The 19,914-nt window shown below is 64.2% G+C and carries 13 protein-coding genes and 1 pseudogene; 7 read left to right on the top strand and 7 right to left on the bottom strand.

Annotation, left to right across the window (positions count from 1 at the left end):
* Positions 1 to 150 precede the first annotated feature (150 nt).
* The gene (locus ACYOEI_RS22840) at positions 151 to 492 is read left to right on the top strand and encodes a hypothetical protein (protein WP_462851896.1); all 342 of its coding nucleotides are present in this window, start codon (positions 151 to 153) and stop codon (positions 490 to 492) included.
* A gap of 913 nt (positions 493 to 1,405) precedes the next feature.
* Here ACYOEI_RS22840 and ACYOEI_RS22835 read toward each other — a convergent pair.
* Positions 1,406 to 2,731 carry a hypothetical protein gene (locus tag ACYOEI_RS22835; RefSeq protein ID WP_462851895.1) on the bottom strand — a complete coding sequence of 442 codons (1,326 nt, stop codon included), beginning with the start codon at positions 2,729 to 2,731 and terminating at the stop codon, positions 1,406 to 1,408.
* Positions 2,732 to 2,888: 157 nt separating this feature from the next.
* Between ACYOEI_RS22835 and ACYOEI_RS22830 the strand changes: the two genes are divergently transcribed.
* Both ACYOEI_RS22830 and ACYOEI_RS22825 read left to right on the top strand, forming a co-directional pair.
* A complete protein-coding gene (locus ACYOEI_RS22830) occupies positions 2,889 to 3,320 on the top strand; it encodes an RrF2 family transcriptional regulator (RefSeq protein WP_462851894.1) in 432 nt (143 codons plus the stop codon).
* A gap of 55 nt (positions 3,321 to 3,375) precedes the next feature.
* A complete protein-coding gene (locus ACYOEI_RS22825; protein WP_462851893.1) occupies positions 3,376 to 6,858 on the top strand; it encodes a DNA internalization-related competence protein ComEC/Rec2 in 3,483 nt (1,160 codons plus the stop codon).
* A 596-nt stretch (positions 6,859 to 7,454) separates the two neighbouring features.
* Here the strand turns inward: ACYOEI_RS22825 and ACYOEI_RS22820 are convergent.
* Complete coding sequence (locus ACYOEI_RS22820; RefSeq protein WP_462851892.1) at positions 7,455 to 7,829, bottom strand: hypothetical protein; 375 nt, start codon at positions 7,827 to 7,829, stop codon at positions 7,455 to 7,457.
* A 215-nt stretch (positions 7,830 to 8,044) separates the two neighbouring features.
* On the opposite strand from ACYOEI_RS22820, the pseudogene ACYOEI_RS22815 reads away from it, so the two are divergent.
* Positions 8,045 to 8,668 (top strand): annotated as a pseudogene (locus ACYOEI_RS22815) (ice-binding family protein); the annotation flags it as partial.
* 71 nt (positions 8,669 to 8,739) lie between these two features.
* Complete coding sequence (locus ACYOEI_RS22810; RefSeq protein ID WP_462851937.1) at positions 8,740 to 9,540, top strand: hypothetical protein; 801 nt, start codon at positions 8,740 to 8,742, stop codon at positions 9,538 to 9,540.
* Positions 9,541 to 9,838: 298 nt separating this feature from the next.
* On the opposite strand, the gene ACYOEI_RS22805 is transcribed toward ACYOEI_RS22810, so the two are convergent.
* Both ACYOEI_RS22805 and ACYOEI_RS22800 read right to left on the bottom strand, forming a co-directional pair.
* The gene (locus ACYOEI_RS22805) at positions 9,839 to 10,693 is read right to left on the bottom strand and encodes a hypothetical protein (RefSeq protein WP_462851891.1); all 855 of its coding nucleotides are present in this window, start codon (positions 10,691 to 10,693) and stop codon (positions 9,839 to 9,841) included.
* Between the two features lie 152 nt (positions 10,694 to 10,845).
* Positions 10,846 to 11,298, bottom strand: coding sequence for a carboxypeptidase-like regulatory domain-containing protein (locus ACYOEI_RS22800; protein ID WP_462851890.1), 453 nt, complete (start codon positions 11,296 to 11,298; stop codon positions 10,846 to 10,848).
* Between the two features lie 900 nt (positions 11,299 to 12,198).
* Here ACYOEI_RS22800 and ACYOEI_RS22795 point away from each other — a divergent pair.
* Positions 12,199 to 13,149, top strand: coding sequence for a DUF1559 family PulG-like putative transporter (locus ACYOEI_RS22795; protein ID WP_462851889.1), 951 nt, complete (start codon positions 12,199 to 12,201; stop codon positions 13,147 to 13,149).
* Entirely contained in the window at positions 13,136 to 13,603 is a 468-nt protein-coding gene (locus ACYOEI_RS22790; RefSeq protein WP_462851888.1) for a hypothetical protein, read from the top strand. The genes ACYOEI_RS22795 and ACYOEI_RS22790 overlap by 14 nt, the downstream gene beginning before the upstream one ends.
* Before the next feature lie 86 nt (positions 13,604 to 13,689).
* On the opposite strand, the gene ACYOEI_RS22785 is transcribed toward ACYOEI_RS22790, so the two are convergent.
* From ACYOEI_RS22785 to ACYOEI_RS22775, 3 genes are all read right to left on the bottom strand, one after another.
* On the bottom strand, positions 13,690 to 15,414 hold the full coding sequence (locus tag ACYOEI_RS22785; RefSeq protein WP_462851887.1) for a tetratricopeptide repeat protein: 1,725 nt from the start codon (positions 15,412 to 15,414) through the stop codon (positions 13,690 to 13,692).
* Positions 15,415 to 15,691: 277 nt separating this feature from the next.
* The gene (locus tag ACYOEI_RS22780) at positions 15,692 to 17,110 is read right to left on the bottom strand and encodes a DUF1501 domain-containing protein (protein WP_462851886.1); all 1,419 of its coding nucleotides are present in this window, start codon (positions 17,108 to 17,110) and stop codon (positions 15,692 to 15,694) included.
* A gap of 208 nt (positions 17,111 to 17,318) precedes the next feature.
* Entirely contained in the window at positions 17,319 to 19,706 is a 2,388-nt protein-coding gene (locus tag ACYOEI_RS22775) for a PSD1 and planctomycete cytochrome C domain-containing protein (protein WP_462851885.1), read from the bottom strand.
* Between the last annotated feature and the right edge of the window lie 208 nt (positions 19,707 to 19,914).

Raw genomic sequence — 19,914 nt, 5'->3', positions numbered from 1 at the left:
GTCGGGTCAAGAGCAGCTCGGTTTCGGCAAACGATTCCTCATGACGGTCATCGTCGGTCCGCGTCTCGCGAGACTGCAAATGCTTCGGCGACCGGTTAAGACGCTCCCTACCGTCAGGACGGCACGCGAATTACCCAAAGAGTGGTGGGCATGAGCCAACGAATGCGGACCGCGTGGGTCGTGATGCACTACGAGATCATGGGACTTCCGGACTATTATCGGATCGACTCGATCCAGTTCCACGTTTCCTCGTCCCTGGAGAAAGCGGAGGAGTATATGCGCAGGCACTTCGTGTCCTCATACTCCTGGTGGCAAATCCATCCGCATGTCGTCGACACCACCAACTACGATGAAGGCCGAGAGGCTTACTACTATAGCCATCGAGTCACCCGGTTAAAGAGCCCTCCTATGAAACGTGCGATCGCAGCTTACCGGAAATATGCGGCACAACATCCCGAATGGTATCCTCCAGGACCGCCGAGCCCACGATAACACGAATACTCCCAGAGGGTTCCTGATATCACTGCGGGCTCCGTTTGGGTGTCAGCCACTGTGATCAACACCCCCGTATCGTTCAGCCTGGCCTATCGTAACTCAAGGTGGGTTGGACAGTGGGAGGATCTCCTGGCATGAAGGTCTTGCGAACCTCGACTTGCGCTCGATTCGGACATCCCGAATTTCGCATCAACTACGATCCCGCCGTCGTTACGATCGAATCCGACGTCAGGTGGTTTTTGGGCTGGCTTGAGGAATCCGTCGCCGAAGGGGCCCGATACGTCACGGGGCAAATCTGCCAGATCGGGTGGGCCCTCACCGAGGTGAGGAACGATGGCGACGAACTCTCGGTCTGGGAACCGGACATGCGACACTTTCCGATCGCATGGGCGGAATCTGTCAGTTGCACACTGGCACACCTTCGGATCCAAAAAGATGTCGTAGAGAGCATTCTTGTCCCCGATGACTTGTCTTTTCCGTCGATGCGAGAATCGGCCATCATATGTAATAGGCTTGCGCACAAGGAAGATCTGGTGATGGAACGAAACGTTCCGGCTGGATCGGACTCGGGTTGGTTCTTCGGGTGCCGGCAAGGTGGCCATGACCATAATGACGTGGCCGAGTTGCGACGAGTCTCCTTGTACGAAGCGGCCATCAGGCACGCCCCAGATCATCCCGTATCTGGCATTGCCACCAGGAGTTCTGGGATGTGTCGGCGAGAAGGGTCTGGCGATCTTTCGCGAGGGTGAGCCCCTGGCGCCCCGTCCCGGCAGTTACCTCGCAGCACGCCACGCCGCAAAATGATCAAATGATCCAACGCACGTCCAAACCTCGACGGTGCCGGAAAGGCCGTGAGGAAGTCTCTTCGGATAGAGCTCGGTGGAAGCCTGCAAAGGTATGTCGTCGCCGTTCAGTCCATCTCGCCCCTCCAGAGATCCGGCTTCGTTTCCGCGAGGATCTCCGAGATCGCCTCGCGATCCCCCTCGGAAAGCTTCGCGTATTCCTTACCGCCCTTGCCGTCCAGCACGACGCGCAGCCGCTCCACGACGTAGCGTTTCATCCTCGGGGGGAGGGCGTCGAATTGGGGCGAGTCGATCAAATAGCTGCACGGGTACTTGAATAGGCGTGTCTTCAAGTCGAACTCGCACAGCGATCGCCCCCGGGCGTCGCGAGGGCCGCGTCGGGAGAACGACTCGGCGTAGCCGGACGTGCCGACGATCGGCGATTGGATCGGAGCCTCGTCGACGAAGAGGAGCCCGCGCAGGAGCTTGTCGCCGGCCCCTTCGATGCGTCGCGTCGTACTCTCGAGGCGATGGCCCTCGGGCTCGCCGAGGGCCTTGTTGAGCTCGGCCTCGTAGTGCAGGGCCTGGCGAGCCGTGAAGGCCGCTTTCGTCAGGAGGTTCTGGACGTGGGTCTGATGCTCGAAGACCAGGAGGGCCACGATGTCGCTGTGGGTGGTCAGGTAACGACGCGTCGGGATGCGGCCGGCGAGGTCGGTCACGTTTTGGCCGTCGTCGTTCCGCCAGGGCTTCGGGGCCCCTTGGTCGCGGACGACGAGGTTGCCCAGGTGAGACTGCTTGCCGTGGGTCCCGGTCACGTACCACCCTCCCCAGCGATTCTCGAGCGGGGTGGTGTGATCGACGGCATGGCTCCCTTCGGAGAAGATCGGCAGCCCCGCGGAGTCCACGAACAGCGATCGGACGAGATGGCCGGGCACGTCTTCGGTCTGCGATTTCACATGACACTGCAAACATTCGTGAGTCTGCCGCGTGACCGCCGGAGGTCCCTCGCGCGTTTGGTCGAGCGAGTAGAAGACCGTGCCCAGTTGCGAGTCGGCGGCCGAGATCTCGAGGACGTTCCCCATGTCGCAGTAGCCGACATAGACCTCGTCATTGAAGTAGAGGGCTCGCGGAGTCCTTGGCGTGATGCGATCCCGTTGCAGGCTCGTCTTGGAGAAGACAAGGAGCTGCGAGTCCGTGGCGATCTCGAGCCGCTTGAGGAGGTCCGGCAGGTATCCGAATTTCGGGTCGTATCGTAGACCAGGACCCCCGCCCTTGATGGCGGCCTGCAACCGCGAAACCCGATTGTCGGGCGTCGCCTCGCTGTAGCGGATGGGCGGCTGTTCGAAAAGGTCCTGGGCCGGCGCCCCTTGTCCTTGGACGAGGCAAAGCCCCAGGACGACAACCCCGCACCCGAATCGGGCCCAGTTCGCGATCATTGCGACCGTTGCGTTCATCCGCTTCGTCCTCGAAATCAATCGGCAGGCATCTCGAGACCGCTGGGCTTGTCGTCGTCAAGGTGGGCGGCTACTCTGGATTCTGCACCTCAGTGTATAGATTCGAGAATCTGCACGTCAAGGTCCAGGTTTGTTCCAGGCAGGGCGCGGGAAACGTATGCTTTCCAGGACGGCGGAGTACGCACTGCGGGCCATCGTCAGTCTCGCCGCTTACCGGGGCGAGCCGGCGTCGGCGGACGTGATCGCCGAGAAGACGAAGGTGCCGCGATCGTACCTCAACCGCGTCTTGCAGGATCTCGCGGCGGCGAAGCTCGTGCGATCCCGTCCGGGACCGGGCGGCGGCTATCAGTTGGCCCGGTCGGCCGCCGAGGTGACGATCCTCGACGTCGTCAACGCGGTGGCCCCGATCGAGCGGCTCCGGCACTGTCCGCTCGGGCTGACGTCCCACACGGAACTGTGCCCGCTCCACTCGGCGCTCGACAAGGCTTACGCGACGACCGAGGACGCATTCCGAAAGGTCACCCTCGGAGACCTGATCGAATCGACCAGCCCGATTATTCCCTTGTGCGAAGTCGGCCAGTCGACTTGACCCAAGCGGAACTGGTCAGCGGTCCTCGACGTGCTACCATGAGCGGACGGGCCGCTTGCGGATCCACGAAGAGGTCGACCGAGCCGGGTTGAGGATGATCGCCGAAACGTCGAAACGTCCGGAGGTCAAGACGCCTCCTTTGATCCCGATCGCCATCGCGGTCGGAGCGGGCATCGTCGCGGATCGGTATGGGGGCGGATTCGACACGGCGATGTGGGGAGTCGTGGCGCTGACGGGAACGGCGGTGGCGGTCGTGGGCTGGCGTCGAAGCTGGGTGGGGATCGTGGGGCTGCTCCTCGCGTTCGTGGCGATGGGCGGAGGATGGCATCACCACCGCTGGTCGGACCTGGCGGCGGACAACCTGGCCTGGCGCGTCTCCGAGACGCCCAGGCCGGCGTGGGTCCGCGGAGTCCTGCGTGAGGTGCCCGGGACGCGTCCCGGCGAGACAGTGACGACGCGCGCGGTCCTCGACGTGTCGGGGATCCGCGACGGGGAACGGTGGCGATCGGCGTCGGGATGCGTGCAGGTCGTGATCCTGGGAGGACGCCCCGACCTCCAGGCGGGGCAGGCAATCGAGGCGGCCGGCAGCCTCGCGACGATCGCCCGCCCGCTCAACCCGGGCGAATTCGACTATCGGGGGTATCAGAGGGCGCAGGGGATCCGGCTCCGACTCACCGTCGATAGCCCCGGAGGGGTCTGGGACGACCCCGACGGCCCGCGCGCACTCCACTCGCGATGGATCGGCGCGGCGAGGGCCTGGAGCCATGCCAAGCTCGTCGAAGGCCTCGACCCGAGCGTCGCCCCGCTCGCCGCCGCTCTCCTACTTGGGAGGCGTGAGGAGGTCGACGTCGAGGTCAACGACGCGTTCGCGAGGACGGGAACGACCCACCTGCTCGCCATCTCCGGACTGCACCTCCAGGTCCTCGCCGGAGTGTTCTGGTTCGCCTTCCGGATCGTGGGGTTAGGCCGTCGCGGGGCGTTCGCGGCCGTCGCCATCTCCACCGTGCTCTATGCCCTGCTCGTCGGGCTGATGCCCTCGGTGGTTCGCTCGACGGCAATGACTTTCACTACTTGTGCTGCAGGCTGGCTCGATCGCAGGACCCGGCCCGCCAACACCCTGGCCCTCGCCGCACTCATGACACTCTGGCTCAACCCCGCACATCTTTTCGACGTCGGCTGCCAACTCTCGTTCCTCGCCATCGGGGCGATCGTCTGGGGCGTGAAGCCGGCCTCGAACCTCCTCCAGTTCGCCTACCTGACGCTGGCCTTCCGCTACAACGCGCCGGGCAGTGCGCTCGACCAGCTCGAACGCAAGCTCGAGCCGTGGTGGCTATCGAGGATGCGACGATGGCCGCTGCTCGTGACCTCCGGGCTGGTCACTTCGCTGGTCGTCTGGGCCGTCGCGCTCCCGCTCGTGGCCCTGCGGTTCCACATTGTCTCGCCGATCGGCATCCTGCTGAACCTCCCGCTGATCCCGCTCACCTCGCTCGCCCTGATGGCCGCGGGCCTGTCGCTCGGGCTGTCGGCCTTGTGGCCGCCGCTCGGGATGCCCTTCGCCTGGGTCGGCGCGACCTGCCTGAGCTGGACCGAGACGATCGTCCGCTGGGGTGCGAAGCAATCGTGGGGATACACCTTCGTCCCCGGGCCGCCGTGGACCTGGACACTCATCGCGTACCTCCTCCTCGCCATCGCCGCGGCGGCCGGAGTCCGGCGCCACCCGTCGAGGCGCTGGGCCTGGGGCCTCCTCCTCGCCTGGCTCGCCCTCGGTCCGATTGTCGACCGACTCGGCCGGCGCCCTGAACGTCTCGAGGCTGACGTCCTCGCCGTCGGACACGGCCTGGCCGTCATCATCCAGGATAGAGCGGGCCACACCTGGCTCTACGACTGCGGACGAATGCGCGACCCGAGCGTCGGCCGACGAATCATCGCCCCAGCCCTCTGGGCACGGGGCGTGCGCCACCTCGAGGCCGTCATCCTTTCCCATGCCGATTCCGACCACTACAATGGCCTCCCCGAACTGCTCGACCGGTTCTCCATCGCCGCCGTCCGCGTCGCCCCGGGCTTCGGCGGCCCCACAAATCCGGGGGCCGTGCGACTGCTCGAGAACGTCCGCGCACGAGGCATCCCCATCAGACCGATCGCCGAAGGGGACCGCTGGGAACCCGCCGGCGCGACCATCTCGGTCTGGCATCCCCCCGCCCAACTCGACCCCTCAGCCAGCGACAACGCCCGCAGCGTCGTCCTCGACGTCGAGTCGAGAGGTAGGCACCTCCTCCTCACTGGCGACCTGGAGCAAGGGGGCCTGGAAGCTTTGGTCCGACGCCCCAGTCGCCCCCTCGACGTCTTCCTCGCCCCCCATCACGGCGGACGCACCGCCAACCCCGAGTGGCTCTACGACTGGGCCAAACCGTCGACCGTCGTCGTCAGTCAGCGTCCCCCTTCACAGGGAACTCGCGACGTCTTGACCTCCCTCAAAACGCGCGGCATCCCACTCCTACGCACATGGGAGAAGGGCGCCGTGCAGCTCGCCTGGGCTACCCCCGGACGGATCGACGCCGTCGGGTTCCTCGACCGCGAGCTCGGCTTGATCCCTCCGACCGGCGAGAGCCTCTCGGTCCAACCCGTCTTCGCCTCGATTGTCCCGACCTGGTCGCGAGGATTCGTCGCCCTGCTCGGATTCATGGTCGGACTCGCCGCATGCCTCGCCCTGGCCGTCAGCGAGTGGGGCGCCTGGGCCCTCGTCTTGCCAGGCAGACGAGTGGCCACGGCCACTCCCGACCCCGAAGCCGGCATCCCGATCGAGGCGACCGCCCCCGATGGGACCCGACTCGCCGGCACCTGGACCCCGGCCGAGATCCCCAACGGCCGGACGGCCCTCCTCGTCCACGGCTTCGCCGAATCCCAAAACCCCTTCCGAGATCGTATCGACTTCCTCTCCGCGGCCGGCTGGAACGTCGCACGCCTCGACATGCGCGGCTACGGACTCAGCGGCGGGACGCGAGCCTCGTTCGGAGGCCGAGAAGCGGCCGACCTCCGGGCCTGGATCGACGCACTCGCCGACCGGACCGGACCCTCGCCGACCTTCGCCGTCTGGGGCCGATCGATGGGCGCCGCCATCGCCGCCCGAACCGCCTCCGAGGACCCTCGCGTCGCCGCATTGGTCCTCGAGTCGCCTTTCACCGACCTTGAAGTCATCGTCTCCGGTCGGCTGACGAAGCTCCGTCTCCCCCTGCCCCACCTCCTCGCTCGGCTCATCGCCTTCCGGGCCCGTTCCCTGGCCGGCGTCTCGCTCTCCAGGCCTCGACCGATCGATCTTGCCCCCCGCATCGCCGCCCCGACCCTGATCCTCCACGGGGCCAGCGACACGCTCGTCCCCACCGACGACGCCCGACGACTGGCCGACGCCTTCCCGGTCCCTGCCCCGCGGATCGAAGTCACAGGCGCCGGCCACGGCGACGTCGTCGAGGTCGGAGGCCCCGAACTCTTCGCTCGCATCGCCGCATTCCTGAACGAAGTCCCACCTCACCGCGACTCATGAGACCCAGGCATGCGTCGCCAAGGTGACCATGATCTCGGGCCGCCCTCTTCCCCGGCCGCTCGATCGCGGCCGTGTCGATCGAATTAGCTCACGTCGGAATGGATTGCGTCGACGTCAATCGCCCGATGACAGCTCCCCGGACAACCCGTCAGCAATGACAGAGGCCTCGTTGTTTCTATTCAAGAGCGAGCCGGCCGGCCGGATTGAGCAGCGAGGCGATCTTCCCGGTAAAGCCGCGGATCCGTGACTCCGGAATGAGGACCGGGGACAACCGAGGTGACGCGGGCCTACCGGTACGAGACGTCTGGCTGTGACGCCGCGACGAGGAAACCCCGTTGCGTGGGATCGCGATCCGCCTCGGCCTGTCCCGACCCGGTCGTGTTTTCCACGCTCACGCGACGCGTCTATACGCTTTTGGTCCGGGACCCGACCCTGGCTTGCCGAGGTGGCGGACCTCTCATCCCACGCCTCGCCAATGACCCGTTCGTCGATCAATCAATTGTTTCTCAATTCAATATACAATAATCACAATAAGCGTTACGCAGTTGGGATTCCGGGGGCTTTACGGGTGGACAATCCCGCCGACTACGAACGACTCACGTCCAGTCTAAACCGCCCAAAACATCAACTGCGTCACTCCTATTTAATTTAAATTTGATTGTTTTCGCAACTGTTCGCTTCATTTTCCAATTTCTGCTCCCTCCCAGCCTCCGCTCCGCCTCGCGGGCGGCCCCGTCGCAGGCCGGGCACTCGCCGAGTTCGCCCTCGAGGCGATCCTCGGCATGACCCGGGCCCTGTATCCCGATCATGAGCCGGGCGACCTCGTCACCCGAGGCGCCGGCGGTCGCCTCTAACTCCGAGCGCTTGGTCCCACGCTGCAGGTCGTCGGAATAGACCTCTCGCCCCGATTCCCGAATCATCTGCCCCAACGGCGTCTGGAGTTCGTCCCGAATCGCCGTGACATCCTTCATCCATCTCCTTGAGCCTCATCGGGTTGTGCATCACACGGAGGGAAAGCCACGGGCCTTCGACGCAAGTCGAACAACAAACACCTCGGCCATGCAAGCCCTTTCGTGCGCCACGCGACCCTCGGCTTATTTATTTTAATTTGACATTTTTTAAAACGTTCCATACAATAATTTCAACACTTCAAATCATTTATTTGCCATCTTAGGAGACTCTTTGGATGTCTCTAATCCGTCGGAACCGGGGTCGAATTCGCCAGGTGGCGAGGGCGTTGGAGCAGTGTGAAGTTCGAATCCTGATGGCCACCATACCCCCGTTGGGTACGGCGGAAAATTTCACGGTTCTCGCCGGCACGACGGTCACCAACACCGGCGCGACCGCCATCGTCGGAAGTATCGGTGTCAGTCCGGGTAACGCGATTACCGGCTTCCCCCCGGGGGTCGTTACGGGGGGGACGGTCCATGCCGGGGATGCGGTCGCGGCCCAGGCTGAGAATGATCTCACCACGGCGTACAACGTCCTCGTGGGAGAGGCAGCCGATCAAGAATTGACGGGTCAAGACCTCGGCGGAAAAACCCTCACGCCGGGCGTCTATCACTTCGCATCGTCAGCTCAGTTGACGGGGCCTTTGACGCTCGACGCTCAAGGAAACCCCGACGCGGTTTTCGTTTTCCAGATCGGGAGCAGCCTGACGACAGCGACGGACTCGTCCGTTCTCCTGGTCAATGGCGCCGACGCTTGCAACCTATTCTGGCAGGTTGGTAGCTCTGCGACACTCGGAACACGCACCGCCTTCCAGGGGAGTATCCTAGCGAGCACCAGCATTACCCTCGATACCGGGGCCACGATCGCCTCGGGCAGAATCTTGGCGGAAACCGGTGCGGTCACTATGGATACCAACGCCCTCTCCAACGTGTGCTTGACTCCGACGCCCACTCCGACTCCCACTCCGACTCCGACTCCGACTCCGACTCCGACTCCGACTCCGACGCCCACTCCGACTCCGACTCCGACGCCCACTCCGACTCCGACTCCGACGCCCACTCCGACTCCGACTCCGACTCCGACTCCGACTCCGACGCCCACTCCGACTCCGACTCCGACTCCGACTCCGACTCCGACTCCGACTCCGACTCCGACTCCGACTCCGACTCCGACGCCCACGCCGACTCCGACGCCGACGCCGACGCCGACGCCGACTCCGACGCCCACGCCGACTCCGACGCCGACGCCGACTCCGACGCCCACTCCGACGCCGACGCCCACTCCGACGCCGACGCCCACTCCGACGCCCACTCCGACGCCGACGCCGACGCCCACTCCGACGCCGACGCCCACTCCGACGCCGACGCCCACTCCGACGCCCACTCCGACGCCGACGCCCACTCCGACGCCGACGCCGACGCCCACTCCGACGCCCACTCCGACGCCCACTCCGACGCCGACGCCCACTCCGACGCCCACTCCGACGCCCACTCCGACGCCGACGCCCACTCCGACTCCGACTCCAACTCCAACTCCAACTCCAACTCCAACTCCGACACCAGCTCCCGTGGTGCAGCGGTTCGGCTACCATGCCCAGCCCACGGTTCTCGTACTCTCCTTTCGTTCTCAACTCGGCCAGGCACAAGCCGAGAACGTGAAGAACTATCGGATCACAACGCTTGGAGGGCTAGGACGGGGTGGATTGCTCCACAACCATTCGATTGCCATTAGTGCAGCGAAATATGACCCGTCTACGAACACGGTTACGCTCCATACATCCCATCGGCTCAACTTTCACTACCGATACATCTTGACCGTCAACATGGCCGGCTTAGGCAGCCAGACCGTTGTAGCAGGCGAGACTCTCGGTGGAAGTTTCTCGGCGGTGATTTCGCCAAATTCGTTGGCCGGATCGGCATCGAATACGTTCAACATCCGCCCCTTCCAACGGGCGAACCTTCACCGATAGCGTCCTGATCTCGCCGCACGTCGTCGGGAAAAACACGGGTGGACTTCCGAATCTTATCACCTATAGGCATTCAAAAATCCTCCTCTGTTTTCTCCCTTCGGCCTCGCACTTTCCCCGCCCCTGTCCGCTTCGCTCCTCGCCCTCGCGACGAGGGGACGCGGACACCACCGGAGGCACGACCACCGTGCGGCCTCGCAAGAGGCCGGTGAGGCTCGAGGCCCTCCGCAACGCCACCCAGCCGACGGCCACCGGCCGACCGTCGCGAGCGACGAATCCGGATCGCCTGCGCGTCGGACACGAAGGATTAGGGCCTTCGCGACCCTTCTTCATCTTGACGTCGAAGCCGGTGATCGTCGACCGCCGGGTCATCTTCGGCGTGAAGGCCTCGGCCTCCTGATACCCTGGCGCCTGCAGGCCCAGGTGATATTCGGCGGGCGTGTCATACGCGAAACGGAATCGGCCCGGTTCGAGCTGCTCAAGCCTCGGGATCTGATCACCCTTGAACTTCACCGCCGGGGATACGGTCGACTTGGCACAGTACGACCCGATCCGGACGAATCGGCTCGCCTGTATCGTCGACGACGGAGTGACCATCAATCCAGGTCGATGGCTCCATGACGACGAGTTCCTTCCCGGCCTCGAAGCCCGATCGGTCACGTCCGCGATAATCATTCCAGCGAAAACCACCGACGACCCGTTGCCCGTGCGAATAGAGGCCCACGTAACAACACGCGACGCATCGAGGAAGGCATAGAGGTCGGGCCCTTGGCCGTAGAGCGTGAACCTGCCCGCGATATCCGGGGACTCGGCATATCGGGAATTGGGCCTCGGCGTAACCCCGGAAATCGGCCGGCCCTGCTCGTCGCGGACGACCCCAGGGATGGGCACCTCGTGCTCGAGGCGGAGCGTCTTCACCGCCCGTACGACTCCCGGCTCGACGGGTTGCTGCCAGGATCCTTCGCGTCGACCGGGGCGTGGACGAAGACGTCGCCATCGGCGACCGGCAGTGGCGGAGTCCGGAACTGTCCCGCCGCGTCCGTTGACAGCGAGAGGAAAGCCGGGCCGTCTCAGGAGACAGGTTCTCCTCGGATGTTCCGCGAGAGCTCGCGGGTGATCGGCGAGTGGTGAGAAGGGGTAGCGTCCGCGTCCAGGAGGCGGTCCAGGAGGATCCCGCCCCGCTCGACCTGGATGCTGCCGAGGTCGCTATCGATCCCCGAATAGACCGAGTAACTCCCCTTCGCGCCATACCGGCGAGCGAATCCCGGGGCGTCGACGAGCAGATCGAAAGGGTTGCGATAGACCGGCCGGAGAGGCTCCAGCCGGAATGGCCCTGCCCGGTCCGTATGAGCCTCCGCCATCGCGTCCCGGTCGGTCGTGTTCACCCAGACCCGGGCCCCTTGGATCGGCGCACGATCGGGGGGAAGGACCGTCCCCCAGAGCAATCCCCTCGCGGGCGGCCGGGCGATCACGGCCGGCACGGCGATGAGGAAGCGTGCCGACCGAGAAAGGCCTGCTCTCATCCAAAAAGCAAGATCGCTAAACGTGTTCCGAGCCATGGCCCTGGCTCCGATCGCACCAGCGAAGGAGAGAACGATGCGAAAGCAATGGACGAAATCGGCGTCAATCGGCACATTCTCGGCCGAAGAATCGGAGCTGCGACATCGATACGCGGAGATCCTTGGCACGCAATGTCAATGACCATTGGCATGGATTCTCGGTCAGAACCTTGACCCGAAGTCCAAATCGCGGTCATCCCGTCCCCGAGATTACCGGGATACGAGGATCGTCGACCTCCCCGATCGGACGGCCATGGATCTTAACGACCCCGAAGGCTCGCCCTCCTTGAGGGATTGATCGCATTTCTTCCCGATCCCTACTTGACCACCACGGACACTTCTATTTTAATCTCGGTTGTAGATACTCGCCGAAGGCCGTGCCGGGTTAACGGGGCGCCCAGCCCTAATCCCAGCGTTTTTGAAACGAAGCGCCAAGAGTTCGTACGCAGAATCGTTCGCGAAGGCGAACGCCCGCCCCCATTCCGACCGTGGTTCACGGGCATTCCGAGGCTCCCGCCGATCCGCGTGGCCGACCCACGGGAAGACGAGGCTTCGATGCCGGTCGGGAGTGGAAGCCGTCGACGTTGCGCATGCAGCGAATAGCCATAACCGATTTTCATCAAATAATTTGACACAATAACCGTGCGCCTCGGTTCATGATTTCGGCCGCGTGCGTCGCCTGTGACGATGCCAATCGCTCCGTGACGTGATTGGTCTCCCGACATTCCTCCGACCTGGGCGAAGGCGCCCTTCCCGCATCGCCCGGACAGAGTCCCTACCCCCAGCGCCGCGAAGTACAGGTTCGCGGCCGACGGCTCCCCAATGGAGACCCCCCCCTTGACTCGTCACTGTTCGAATCGACCGATGCAACCGGCTCGCGGCTTCACGCTCATCGAGCTGCTGGTCGTGATCGCGATCATCGCCGTCCTGATCGCCCTGCTGCTCCCCGCCGTGCAGGCGGCCCGCGAGGCGGCGCGACGCGTCCAGTGCGTCAACAACATGAAGCAGCTCGGGCTGGCGTTGCACAACTACCAGGACGCCAACAACCAGTTCCCGATCGGGGTCTACCGAGACCCAGCAACGGGGCTCAACCCCCTCGCCAAGAGTTACCGCCAGCCGTTCGTGGTGGGGATCTTGCCCTTCGTCGAACAGGGCAACGTGTTCAACAGCTATAATATGAGTCTCATTTTCAACACGGCGGACAACGCGACGACGCGGCTCGTCAAGATCACGGTCTTCCAGTGCCCGTCGGACGAGTCGCAGATCTTCAACCAGCTCACGGCGGGCGTGTACGTGCCGATGGACACGAAGGGGAGCTACGGCCTGAATTGGGGCTCGAACACCTACTGGGACCAGGGGGCGGGGAACGGCCGGGTGTATGCCCCTTTCTACATGGGCTCGGGTGCGAAGTTCGCGGCGATCACGGACGGCACGAGCAACACCCTCGCGATGATGGAGCTCCGCCAGGCCCCGTCGCCCAACGGGACCCCGCAGGCGGTCGACCGTCGCGCCCGGCTTTGGAACGACGATAGCGCCACCTATCAGGTGTCGACGCACCTCGCCCCGAATAGCCGGCTCCCCGACTACGGCCTCTGCGTCAACGACCCGGCGAAGGGCCTGCCTTGCCTCAACGACACCAATTCGGGCAATGGCCGCGACTTCTCGATCGGCGCCCGCGGTCGGCACCCCGGCGGCGTCAACGGCCTCTTCTGCGACGGCTCGGTCCACTTCTTCAAGGACAGCATCGGCCTGCCCGTCTGGCAGGCCCTGAGCACGATGAGCGGCGGCGAGGTGATCTCCAGTGACCAGTACTGAGTCTCCCTGGGCTCCCGTCCGAGGGCTGGCATTCGCCCTCGGACTGCTCGCATTCGCAGGGTGCGGCGGCCCGACCGACGGCTTCGAACGGTTCCCGGTCAAAGGGACCATCACGCTCGACGGCAAGCCCCTGAAGTCCGGGACCGTGATGTTCATCGCCCAGCAGCAAGGGGCCTCGGGATCCGTCGACGTCGCGGACGGTGCCTTCCTGCTCGCCGGGGCCGACGGCCTCAGCCCTGGCTCATACCGTGTCGAGGTCTACAGTATCCAGCCGACGGGCAAGAAGGTCCCCAGCTCGGACGACCCCGCCACCCTCATCGACGAGACCGCCAACCTCGTCCCGAAGCAGTACAACACCCAGTCGACCCTCAAGGCTGTAGTCCCCCCGGGAGGTCCGAAGGAGCCCTTGTCCTTCGCGTTGGCAAGCGTCGTCGCGAAGCCCACGAGGCGATAGGTGAGGGAACCCGAGCCCTTCTCCCCGACCTCCACCGAGTGCTCACCGCCATCCCACTCGCGATGGTCATGGCCGACGGTCGCGTCCTACTTGATCGGGTTACCTGATCCCTGAAAGATACGGCCTGGAGACATCACCGACGAGGGAGACGGAAAGAGTATGGATTCGTATCTCCAGATCTCGGGCTCTGCCTGACCCACCGATCGGCTTGGGAGAGAAGGGTTACGTGAAGGCGATGAATGCCTGATTTCCAGCTCAGGTAGGGCTTCTTTGAGTCGGCTCACGCCTTCGTCGCTCACCTTGGTATCGGTCAGGTCGAGCCGCTTCAGGCGGGTGTAACGCTCAAGCGAGATCGTCCCGACGTCGCTTACGTTCGTGTGAGATAGGTCCAGGGCTTCGAGCGACGGTAGGGGCGGTAGGCAGGAGAGGCCATCATCGTCGATCTGCGCAGTTGCCAGGTTCAGGTCCTTCAGTCGTCCCATGGCCTTGAGGTGGATCAACCCCGAGCCATTGATGCGCCGACTCATGAGCGTCAATTCTTTGACAGCGACGAGATTCTCCAGATGGAGCAACCCGGCATCGGTCACCTGGTCGGACCAGATCGAGACCGTTTCGAGGTTGATCAAACGCCGCAGATGAGCCATCCCGACATCATCGAACGTTTTGTCGACGGCGTTGAAGCATGTCTTGTCGAAAAGCTCTCCGACATTCGAATCGGGAAAGCGAAACTCCAAACCATTAAGATATTCTAAATCCGCTTCAGTCGGCATCATGTCCGGATTGGCCATCACCTCGGCGGATCGAAGGGCTTGACCTGGCAGGTCGTCGTAACGCTCAAGAGCCTCCTTCGTGCCAGGCTTGTTCGCATCCTCAACTCCCTTCTGGATCTCCACCGCGCGTTTCAGGAGTGGCTCCGCCTCTCGATACTTTCGCTCCTCCATGGAGGACATTGCGATGAGAACCAGCATCTCGGCCACATCAGCATGGTCGGGGCCGAGCGTCTTCTCCCGAAGACTCAGCGCACGCCTTAATAGAGGACTGGCGTTGGCGATGTCGCCCTCCAAGAGATAGCAACTCGCCAGTTCGGTCAGGGCCTCGAGCGTCGCCTTATCCTCGGCACCCAAAGCCGTTTCTCGAATCGCCAATGCCCGAACGAGCCGGAATTCGGCCTCATGAAAGCAAACCTTCGCACGCTTCTCGCCCGAAGTCACCGTGCTCGAAGGTTTCGAGGAAGTCTCGAGCAGGGAGAATTGGCCTCGAATCATGTCGAGTAGGGCGAGTTCGCAAAGATTCGTCGCCACGTCGAGATGATCGGCCCCAAGGGCTTTCTCGCGTATCGACAGGGCACGCGTCAGCAACGTCTCGGCCTTGGAATACTCTTTGGTAGTGAGGCAGACCCGCCCCAGGACGCTTAATCCCTCGGCCACATTCGGATGCTCGGCACCTGATCGTTTCTCTCGAATCTCCAAGGCTCGACTCGCGAGGGAATAGGCCTCCGTGCCCTGGTCGCGACTTGCCAGGAAGGTCGAGAGACCGCCGAGTGCTTCCGCCAGGTCCAGCGTCTCGGGGCCGAGTCGCTGGGCTTCGGCCACGGCTTGCCTCAGGAACACCTCCGCTTCGGGGAGACGGCCTTCGGCCCAAGCCGTCCCACCGTTGATGGAAGCGACGCGCCAATTCTTGCTCGCCGAGGCTGCGCCAACGCCATTGACACTCGCGTCCTTGGTCGCGTCGGCTGCAGAAGCCGACAAGGGCGACCATGCGAGAGCCACGACCGCAAGCACCCAATAACGAGCCGGGATGGACTTCAACATCGGAGTTCCTTCTCGTTGAACAGGGAGATCCTTCCCATCCGATTTGAGACAAGCCCCGTCCTATTAATTAACCCTCGCGGAAGAGCGATCGCCATCAGGAATCAAGTGGTAGCCCCTCACAACATCATCTCGACGTCCCTGCGTCGAAGTGCGGAATTTCGCGGCAAATTACACTCTTCGGATCGACTGAGCAAGAACGTTTTCATCAAAACCAAAATACAAATCACGAACATAATGTTTCACATCTAATCGTCAGAGCAATTCGAAAGCCTTACGATCAGGCAAGGATTTTTTCGACCACACGCCCCTGGACGTCGGTGAGGCGGAAGTCTCGACCTTGGTAGCGATAAGTCAGCCGTTTGTGGTCGACGCCGAGTTGGTGGAGGATCGTGGCGTGGAGGTCGTTGACGTGGACGGGGTTCTCGACGGCGTGGTAGCCGAGCTCATCGGTGGCGCCCCAGGTGATCCCCCCCTTGATGCCGCCGCCGGCCATCCACATCGAGAAGGCGCGCATGTGGTGGTCGCGGCCGGGGTCCTTGCCCTTGCCCTGGAACATCGGGGTGCGGCCGAACTCGCCGCTCCAGACGACCAGGGTCTCGTCGAGCATCCCGCGACGCTTCAGGTCGGTCAGCAGGGCGCTCGAGGCGCGGTCGGTCTGGCCGCAGCAGAGCTCCATGTAGTGCGCGAGGTCGCCGTGGTGGTCCCAGTCGCGGTGGTAGAGCTGGATGAACCGGACGCCCCGCTCGGCCAGTCGACGTGCGAGCAGGCAGTTCGCGGCGAACGAACCGTCGGCGTGCTCGACCCCGTACAGGGCCCGCGTCTCGGCCGACTCGCCCGAGATGTCCATCAACTCGGGGACGCTCGACTGCATCCGGAACGCGAGCTCGTATTGCCGGATCCTCGCCTCGATCTCGGGGTGGTGGACCGAGCGGTCGCGGAGCCGGTTGAGCGCGACGACCGAGTCGAGCACGTCGCGTTGGCGTCCCTCGCTGACGCCCGGCGGGCGCGTGAGGTAGGAGACGGGGTCTCCCCCCGCGCGGAACTCGATGCCCTGGTACTGCCCGGGGAGGAACCCGCTGTGCCACTGCCGCGTCGAGATCGGCTGAGGACTGCGGCCTCCGGGCGTGTCCGAGGTCATGACCACGAACCCGGGGAGGTCGGCACACTCGCTGCCCAGGCCATAGGTCAGCCACGAGCCCATGCTCGGACGCCCCTGGATGGCCGTCCCGGTGTTCATGACCGTGTGCGCGGGGTCGTGGTTGATCTGGTCGGTGTGCATCGAACGGATGATGCACAGGTCGTCGGCATGCCGCGCGATGTGCGGCAGGAAATCGCTGATCTCCTGCCCCGACTCCCCGTGCTTGCGGAACGCGGCGAGCGGCCGCAAAGCCTTGAGCTCCTGCCCCTGGAGCTGCGCGATCGGCTGGCCCTTCGTGAACGACTCGGGCATCGCCTTCCCGTCGAGCTCGGCGAGCTTCGGCTTGTAGTCGAAGGTTTCGAACTGCGAAGGGCCCCCCGCCATATACAAGAAGATCACCCGCTTCGCCCGAGCCGGGATCCGAAACTCCTCCGGCGACGCCGCCATCACATCACGATCCAGCAACGCACCAAGCGCCATCGAACCGAGCCCGACCGACGCCCGCCCCAGGAACGTGCGGCGGTGAATCGTCCGAATTCCTGGCTCGGGATGGCTCATCGATAGGCCTCGATCTGCATTTCGAATCAGTCACGGATGGAACGCGGATCAGAGAGAGAAGGCAGGAGAAACAATCAACAGATGACACAAATTAACACAGATTAAATTTAATTTTCAAATTCTCAATCTGCGTTAATCTGCGTCATCTGTTGATTGTCTCGCTTTTTATCCGTATTTCATCCGTGTTCAATCCGTGGCTAAAGGATTTTCAGTCTCTCGTGATCGTCTCGTCGAGGTTCAAGACCGTCCGCGCCACCGAGGTCCACGCCGCGAGCAATGCGGTGTCGAGATCGTTGGCCATGGGGAGTTCGCCAACGCCAAGGAGTTTGCGGGCGGCCTGGCGATCGGCGACGAACTCGGCCTGGTGCTTGGACAGGAGCGCCGAGAGGACTGCTCGTTCGTCCGGAGAAGGCGCCCGGGAGAGGACACAACACCAGATCCAGGCGAGGCGGTGGGCGTCGTCGGGTCCACCTTCCACGAGAGTGCGCGTCGCCAGGGCACGGGCGGCCTCGACGTCGGTCGGGTCGTTCAGGAGGGCGAGGGCGGCCTGGGGCGTGTTGGAGACCGGCCGGCTGGCCGTGCACATTTCTCGGCTCGGGGCGTCGAAGGCGAGGAGACCGGGGTGGAGCAGCGTGCGCTGCCAGTGGGTGTACAGGCCCCGGCGATATTGATCGGGGCCCCGGCTGGCGACGTAGTCACGCTTCGGGAAGTTGAGGAACCGCCAGTAGCCGTCGGGTTGATACGGGCGGACGCTCTCTCCGCCGACGCGCTGGACGAGCAGGCCCGAGGCGGCCAGGGCTCCGTCGCGGATGAACTCGGCCGCGAGCCGGGACGAGGTTTGCCGCGCGTAGAGTCGGTTCAATGGGTCGACGTTGGCGAGGTCCTCACGTGACGTCGAGGACTGGCGATAGGCCGTGCTCGTGACCATCTGGCGGACCATCGCCTTGATCGACCAGCCTCCTTCACGGAACTCTACGGCCAGCCAGTCGAGGAGCTCGAGGTTCGTGGGCCACTCCCCTTGGGAGCCGAAATCCTCGAGCGACTCTGAGAGCCCCGTGCCGAAACATTGCTTCCAGAGCCGGTTCACGACGACGCGCGCGGTCTGAGGGTGCTCGCGCGAGACCAGCCAACGGGCGAGGTCGAGCCGAGTCCGACGTCGCCCTTCGGAGACGTCCGCAGTCTTCATGGCGTGCGGCACGGCGGGCTCGACGACCTCGCCCGACTCGTCCATCCAGTCGCCCCGGTGGAGGACGCGGGTGACCCGAGGCGGCCCCGAGACGGCGATGATGGTCTGGCGGATCATCCGGTCGAAACGAGTACGGGCGTCCTTGGCCGCCTTCAACTCCTTGGAGAGCGAGGCCTTCGCCTCTTTCTCAGCGGTCGACGAGACCGCTCGCTCGAGCTCCGCGACCTTCGCGTCGAGGCGGGCCTGTTCGGCGGCCTGGCTTGGGGTCGGCATGGCGAGGGTCGGCTTGGGGGTGCCGACGCCGGGCTGCTGGAGGTCGGCAAAGAAGGCGGCGAAGGCGTAGAAATCGCGGGTCGAGTACGGGTCGTATTTGTGGTCGTGGCACTCGGCGCAGGCGAGGGTCGCCCCCATCCAGACCGACCCCGCATTCCGGACCCGGTCGGCCGCGTGCCTGGCGATGTACTCCTTCGCCTGCGCCCCCCCTTCCTCGGTCGTCATCCCCAGCATGTTGTACGCCGACGCGACCCGCTGCCAGTCGGTCGGGTCCGGGAGCAGGTCCCCGGCCAGTTGCTCGGTCGTGAACCGGTCGAACGGGAGGTCGTCATTGAACGACCGGATCACATAATCACGGTAGAGCGCAATCGAGCGATTCACGTCACTGTGGTAACCGACCGTGTCGGCGAACCTCACGAGGTCGAGCCAGCCCACGGCCATCCGCTCGCCGTAATGGGGAGAGGCCAGCAGGCGGTCGACCAGACGTTCGTAGGAGTCGGGCCGGGCGTCGTTCAGGAACGCGTCGACCTCGGCCGCGGTCGGGGGCAAGCCGAGGAGGTCGAGCGAGAGCCGGCGGATCAGGGTCGTCTTGTCGGCCTCGGGCGACGGGGCGATTCCTTTGGTTTCCAGCCGGGCGAGCAGGAATCGGTCGATCTCGTTCCTTGCCCGACCGGAGTTGCGGACATCGGGGACCGCGGGCCGCCTCGGCGGGATCAACGACCAGTGTTCGTCCCAAGGAGCCCCCTGCGCAATCCAGGTCCGGAGGACTTCACGTTGGGCTTTGGTAAGAGCCTGGCCCGTCTCGGGCGGGGGCATCGTCTCCCCGGGGTCGTCCGAGGTGACGCGGGCGTAGAGCTCGCTCCCGTCCAAATCACCCGGGACGACGGCGGCGGACCCACTCTCGAGGACGGCAACCACCCCATCCTTGCGGTCCACCCGCAGCCCCGCCTTGCGGGCGTTGGCGTCGGGCCCGTGGCACCGGAAGCAATGCTCGGAGAGGATGGGCCGAACATCACGGTTGAACGAGACCCCGGCTCCCCCTTCTCCTCCACAGGCCTGGGAACCGCCGAGGGCCATCCCAAAGACGGCTGGGAGCCACGTCATAGCCGGAGTTCGGATCATTCGACCGACGTTCATCCGCTCGTCCTCAACCCATGGACGTTCCCGAAACCCTCGGTGCCACATGCCAGCATAATCCGACCGCGATCGGAGGGGAACCAAGCCTGTTCCCTCGAAGCTTTCACCGCGCGATTAGCGAAGGTTCTCGTGAAATCGCGAAACCCGAAAACGACCTTTCCGGTCACGCAAGGTCCACGGGTTAGATCCGGGACGAGGACGCAGGGAA

It is taken from the genome of Singulisphaera rosea, from assembly GCF_054877945.1.
Note: the sequence above shows the minus strand (reverse complement) of the source record. Positions and strands in the feature narration are given on the sequence as shown.

What these genes read in the sequence shown, in the direction of transcription:
- ACYOEI_RS22820 (WP_462851892.1), bottom strand. Translation starts at nt 7,829, where the DNA reads ATGAAGGATGTCACGGCGATTCGGGACGAACTCCAGACGCCGTTGGGG.
- ACYOEI_RS22840 (WP_462851896.1), top strand. Translation starts at nt 151, where the DNA reads ATGAGCCAACGAATGCGGACCGCGTGGGTCGTGATGCACTACGAGATC.
- ACYOEI_RS22835 (WP_462851895.1), bottom strand. Translation starts at nt 2,731, where the DNA reads ATGAACGCAACGGTCGCAATGATCGCGAACTGGGCCCGATTCGGGTGC.
- ACYOEI_RS22785 (WP_462851887.1), bottom strand. Translation starts at nt 15,414, where the DNA reads ATGTTGAAGTCCATCCCGGCTCGTTATTGGGTGCTTGCGGTCGTGGCT.
- ACYOEI_RS22795 (WP_462851889.1), top strand. Translation starts at nt 12,199, where the DNA reads ATGCAACCGGCTCGCGGCTTCACGCTCATCGAGCTGCTGGTCGTGATC.
- ACYOEI_RS22830 (WP_462851894.1), top strand. Translation starts at nt 2,889, where the DNA reads ATGCTTTCCAGGACGGCGGAGTACGCACTGCGGGCCATCGTCAGTCTC.
- ACYOEI_RS22780 (WP_462851886.1), bottom strand. Translation starts at nt 17,110, where the DNA reads ATGAGCCATCCCGAGCCAGGAATTCGGACGATTCACCGCCGCACGTTC.
- ACYOEI_RS22775 (WP_462851885.1), bottom strand. Translation starts at nt 19,706, where the DNA reads ATGAACGTCGGTCGAATGATCCGAACTCCGGCTATGACGTGGCTCCCA.
- ACYOEI_RS22800 (WP_462851890.1), bottom strand. Translation starts at nt 11,298, where the DNA reads ATGAGAGCAGGCCTTTCTCGGTCGGCACGCTTCCTCATCGCCGTGCCG.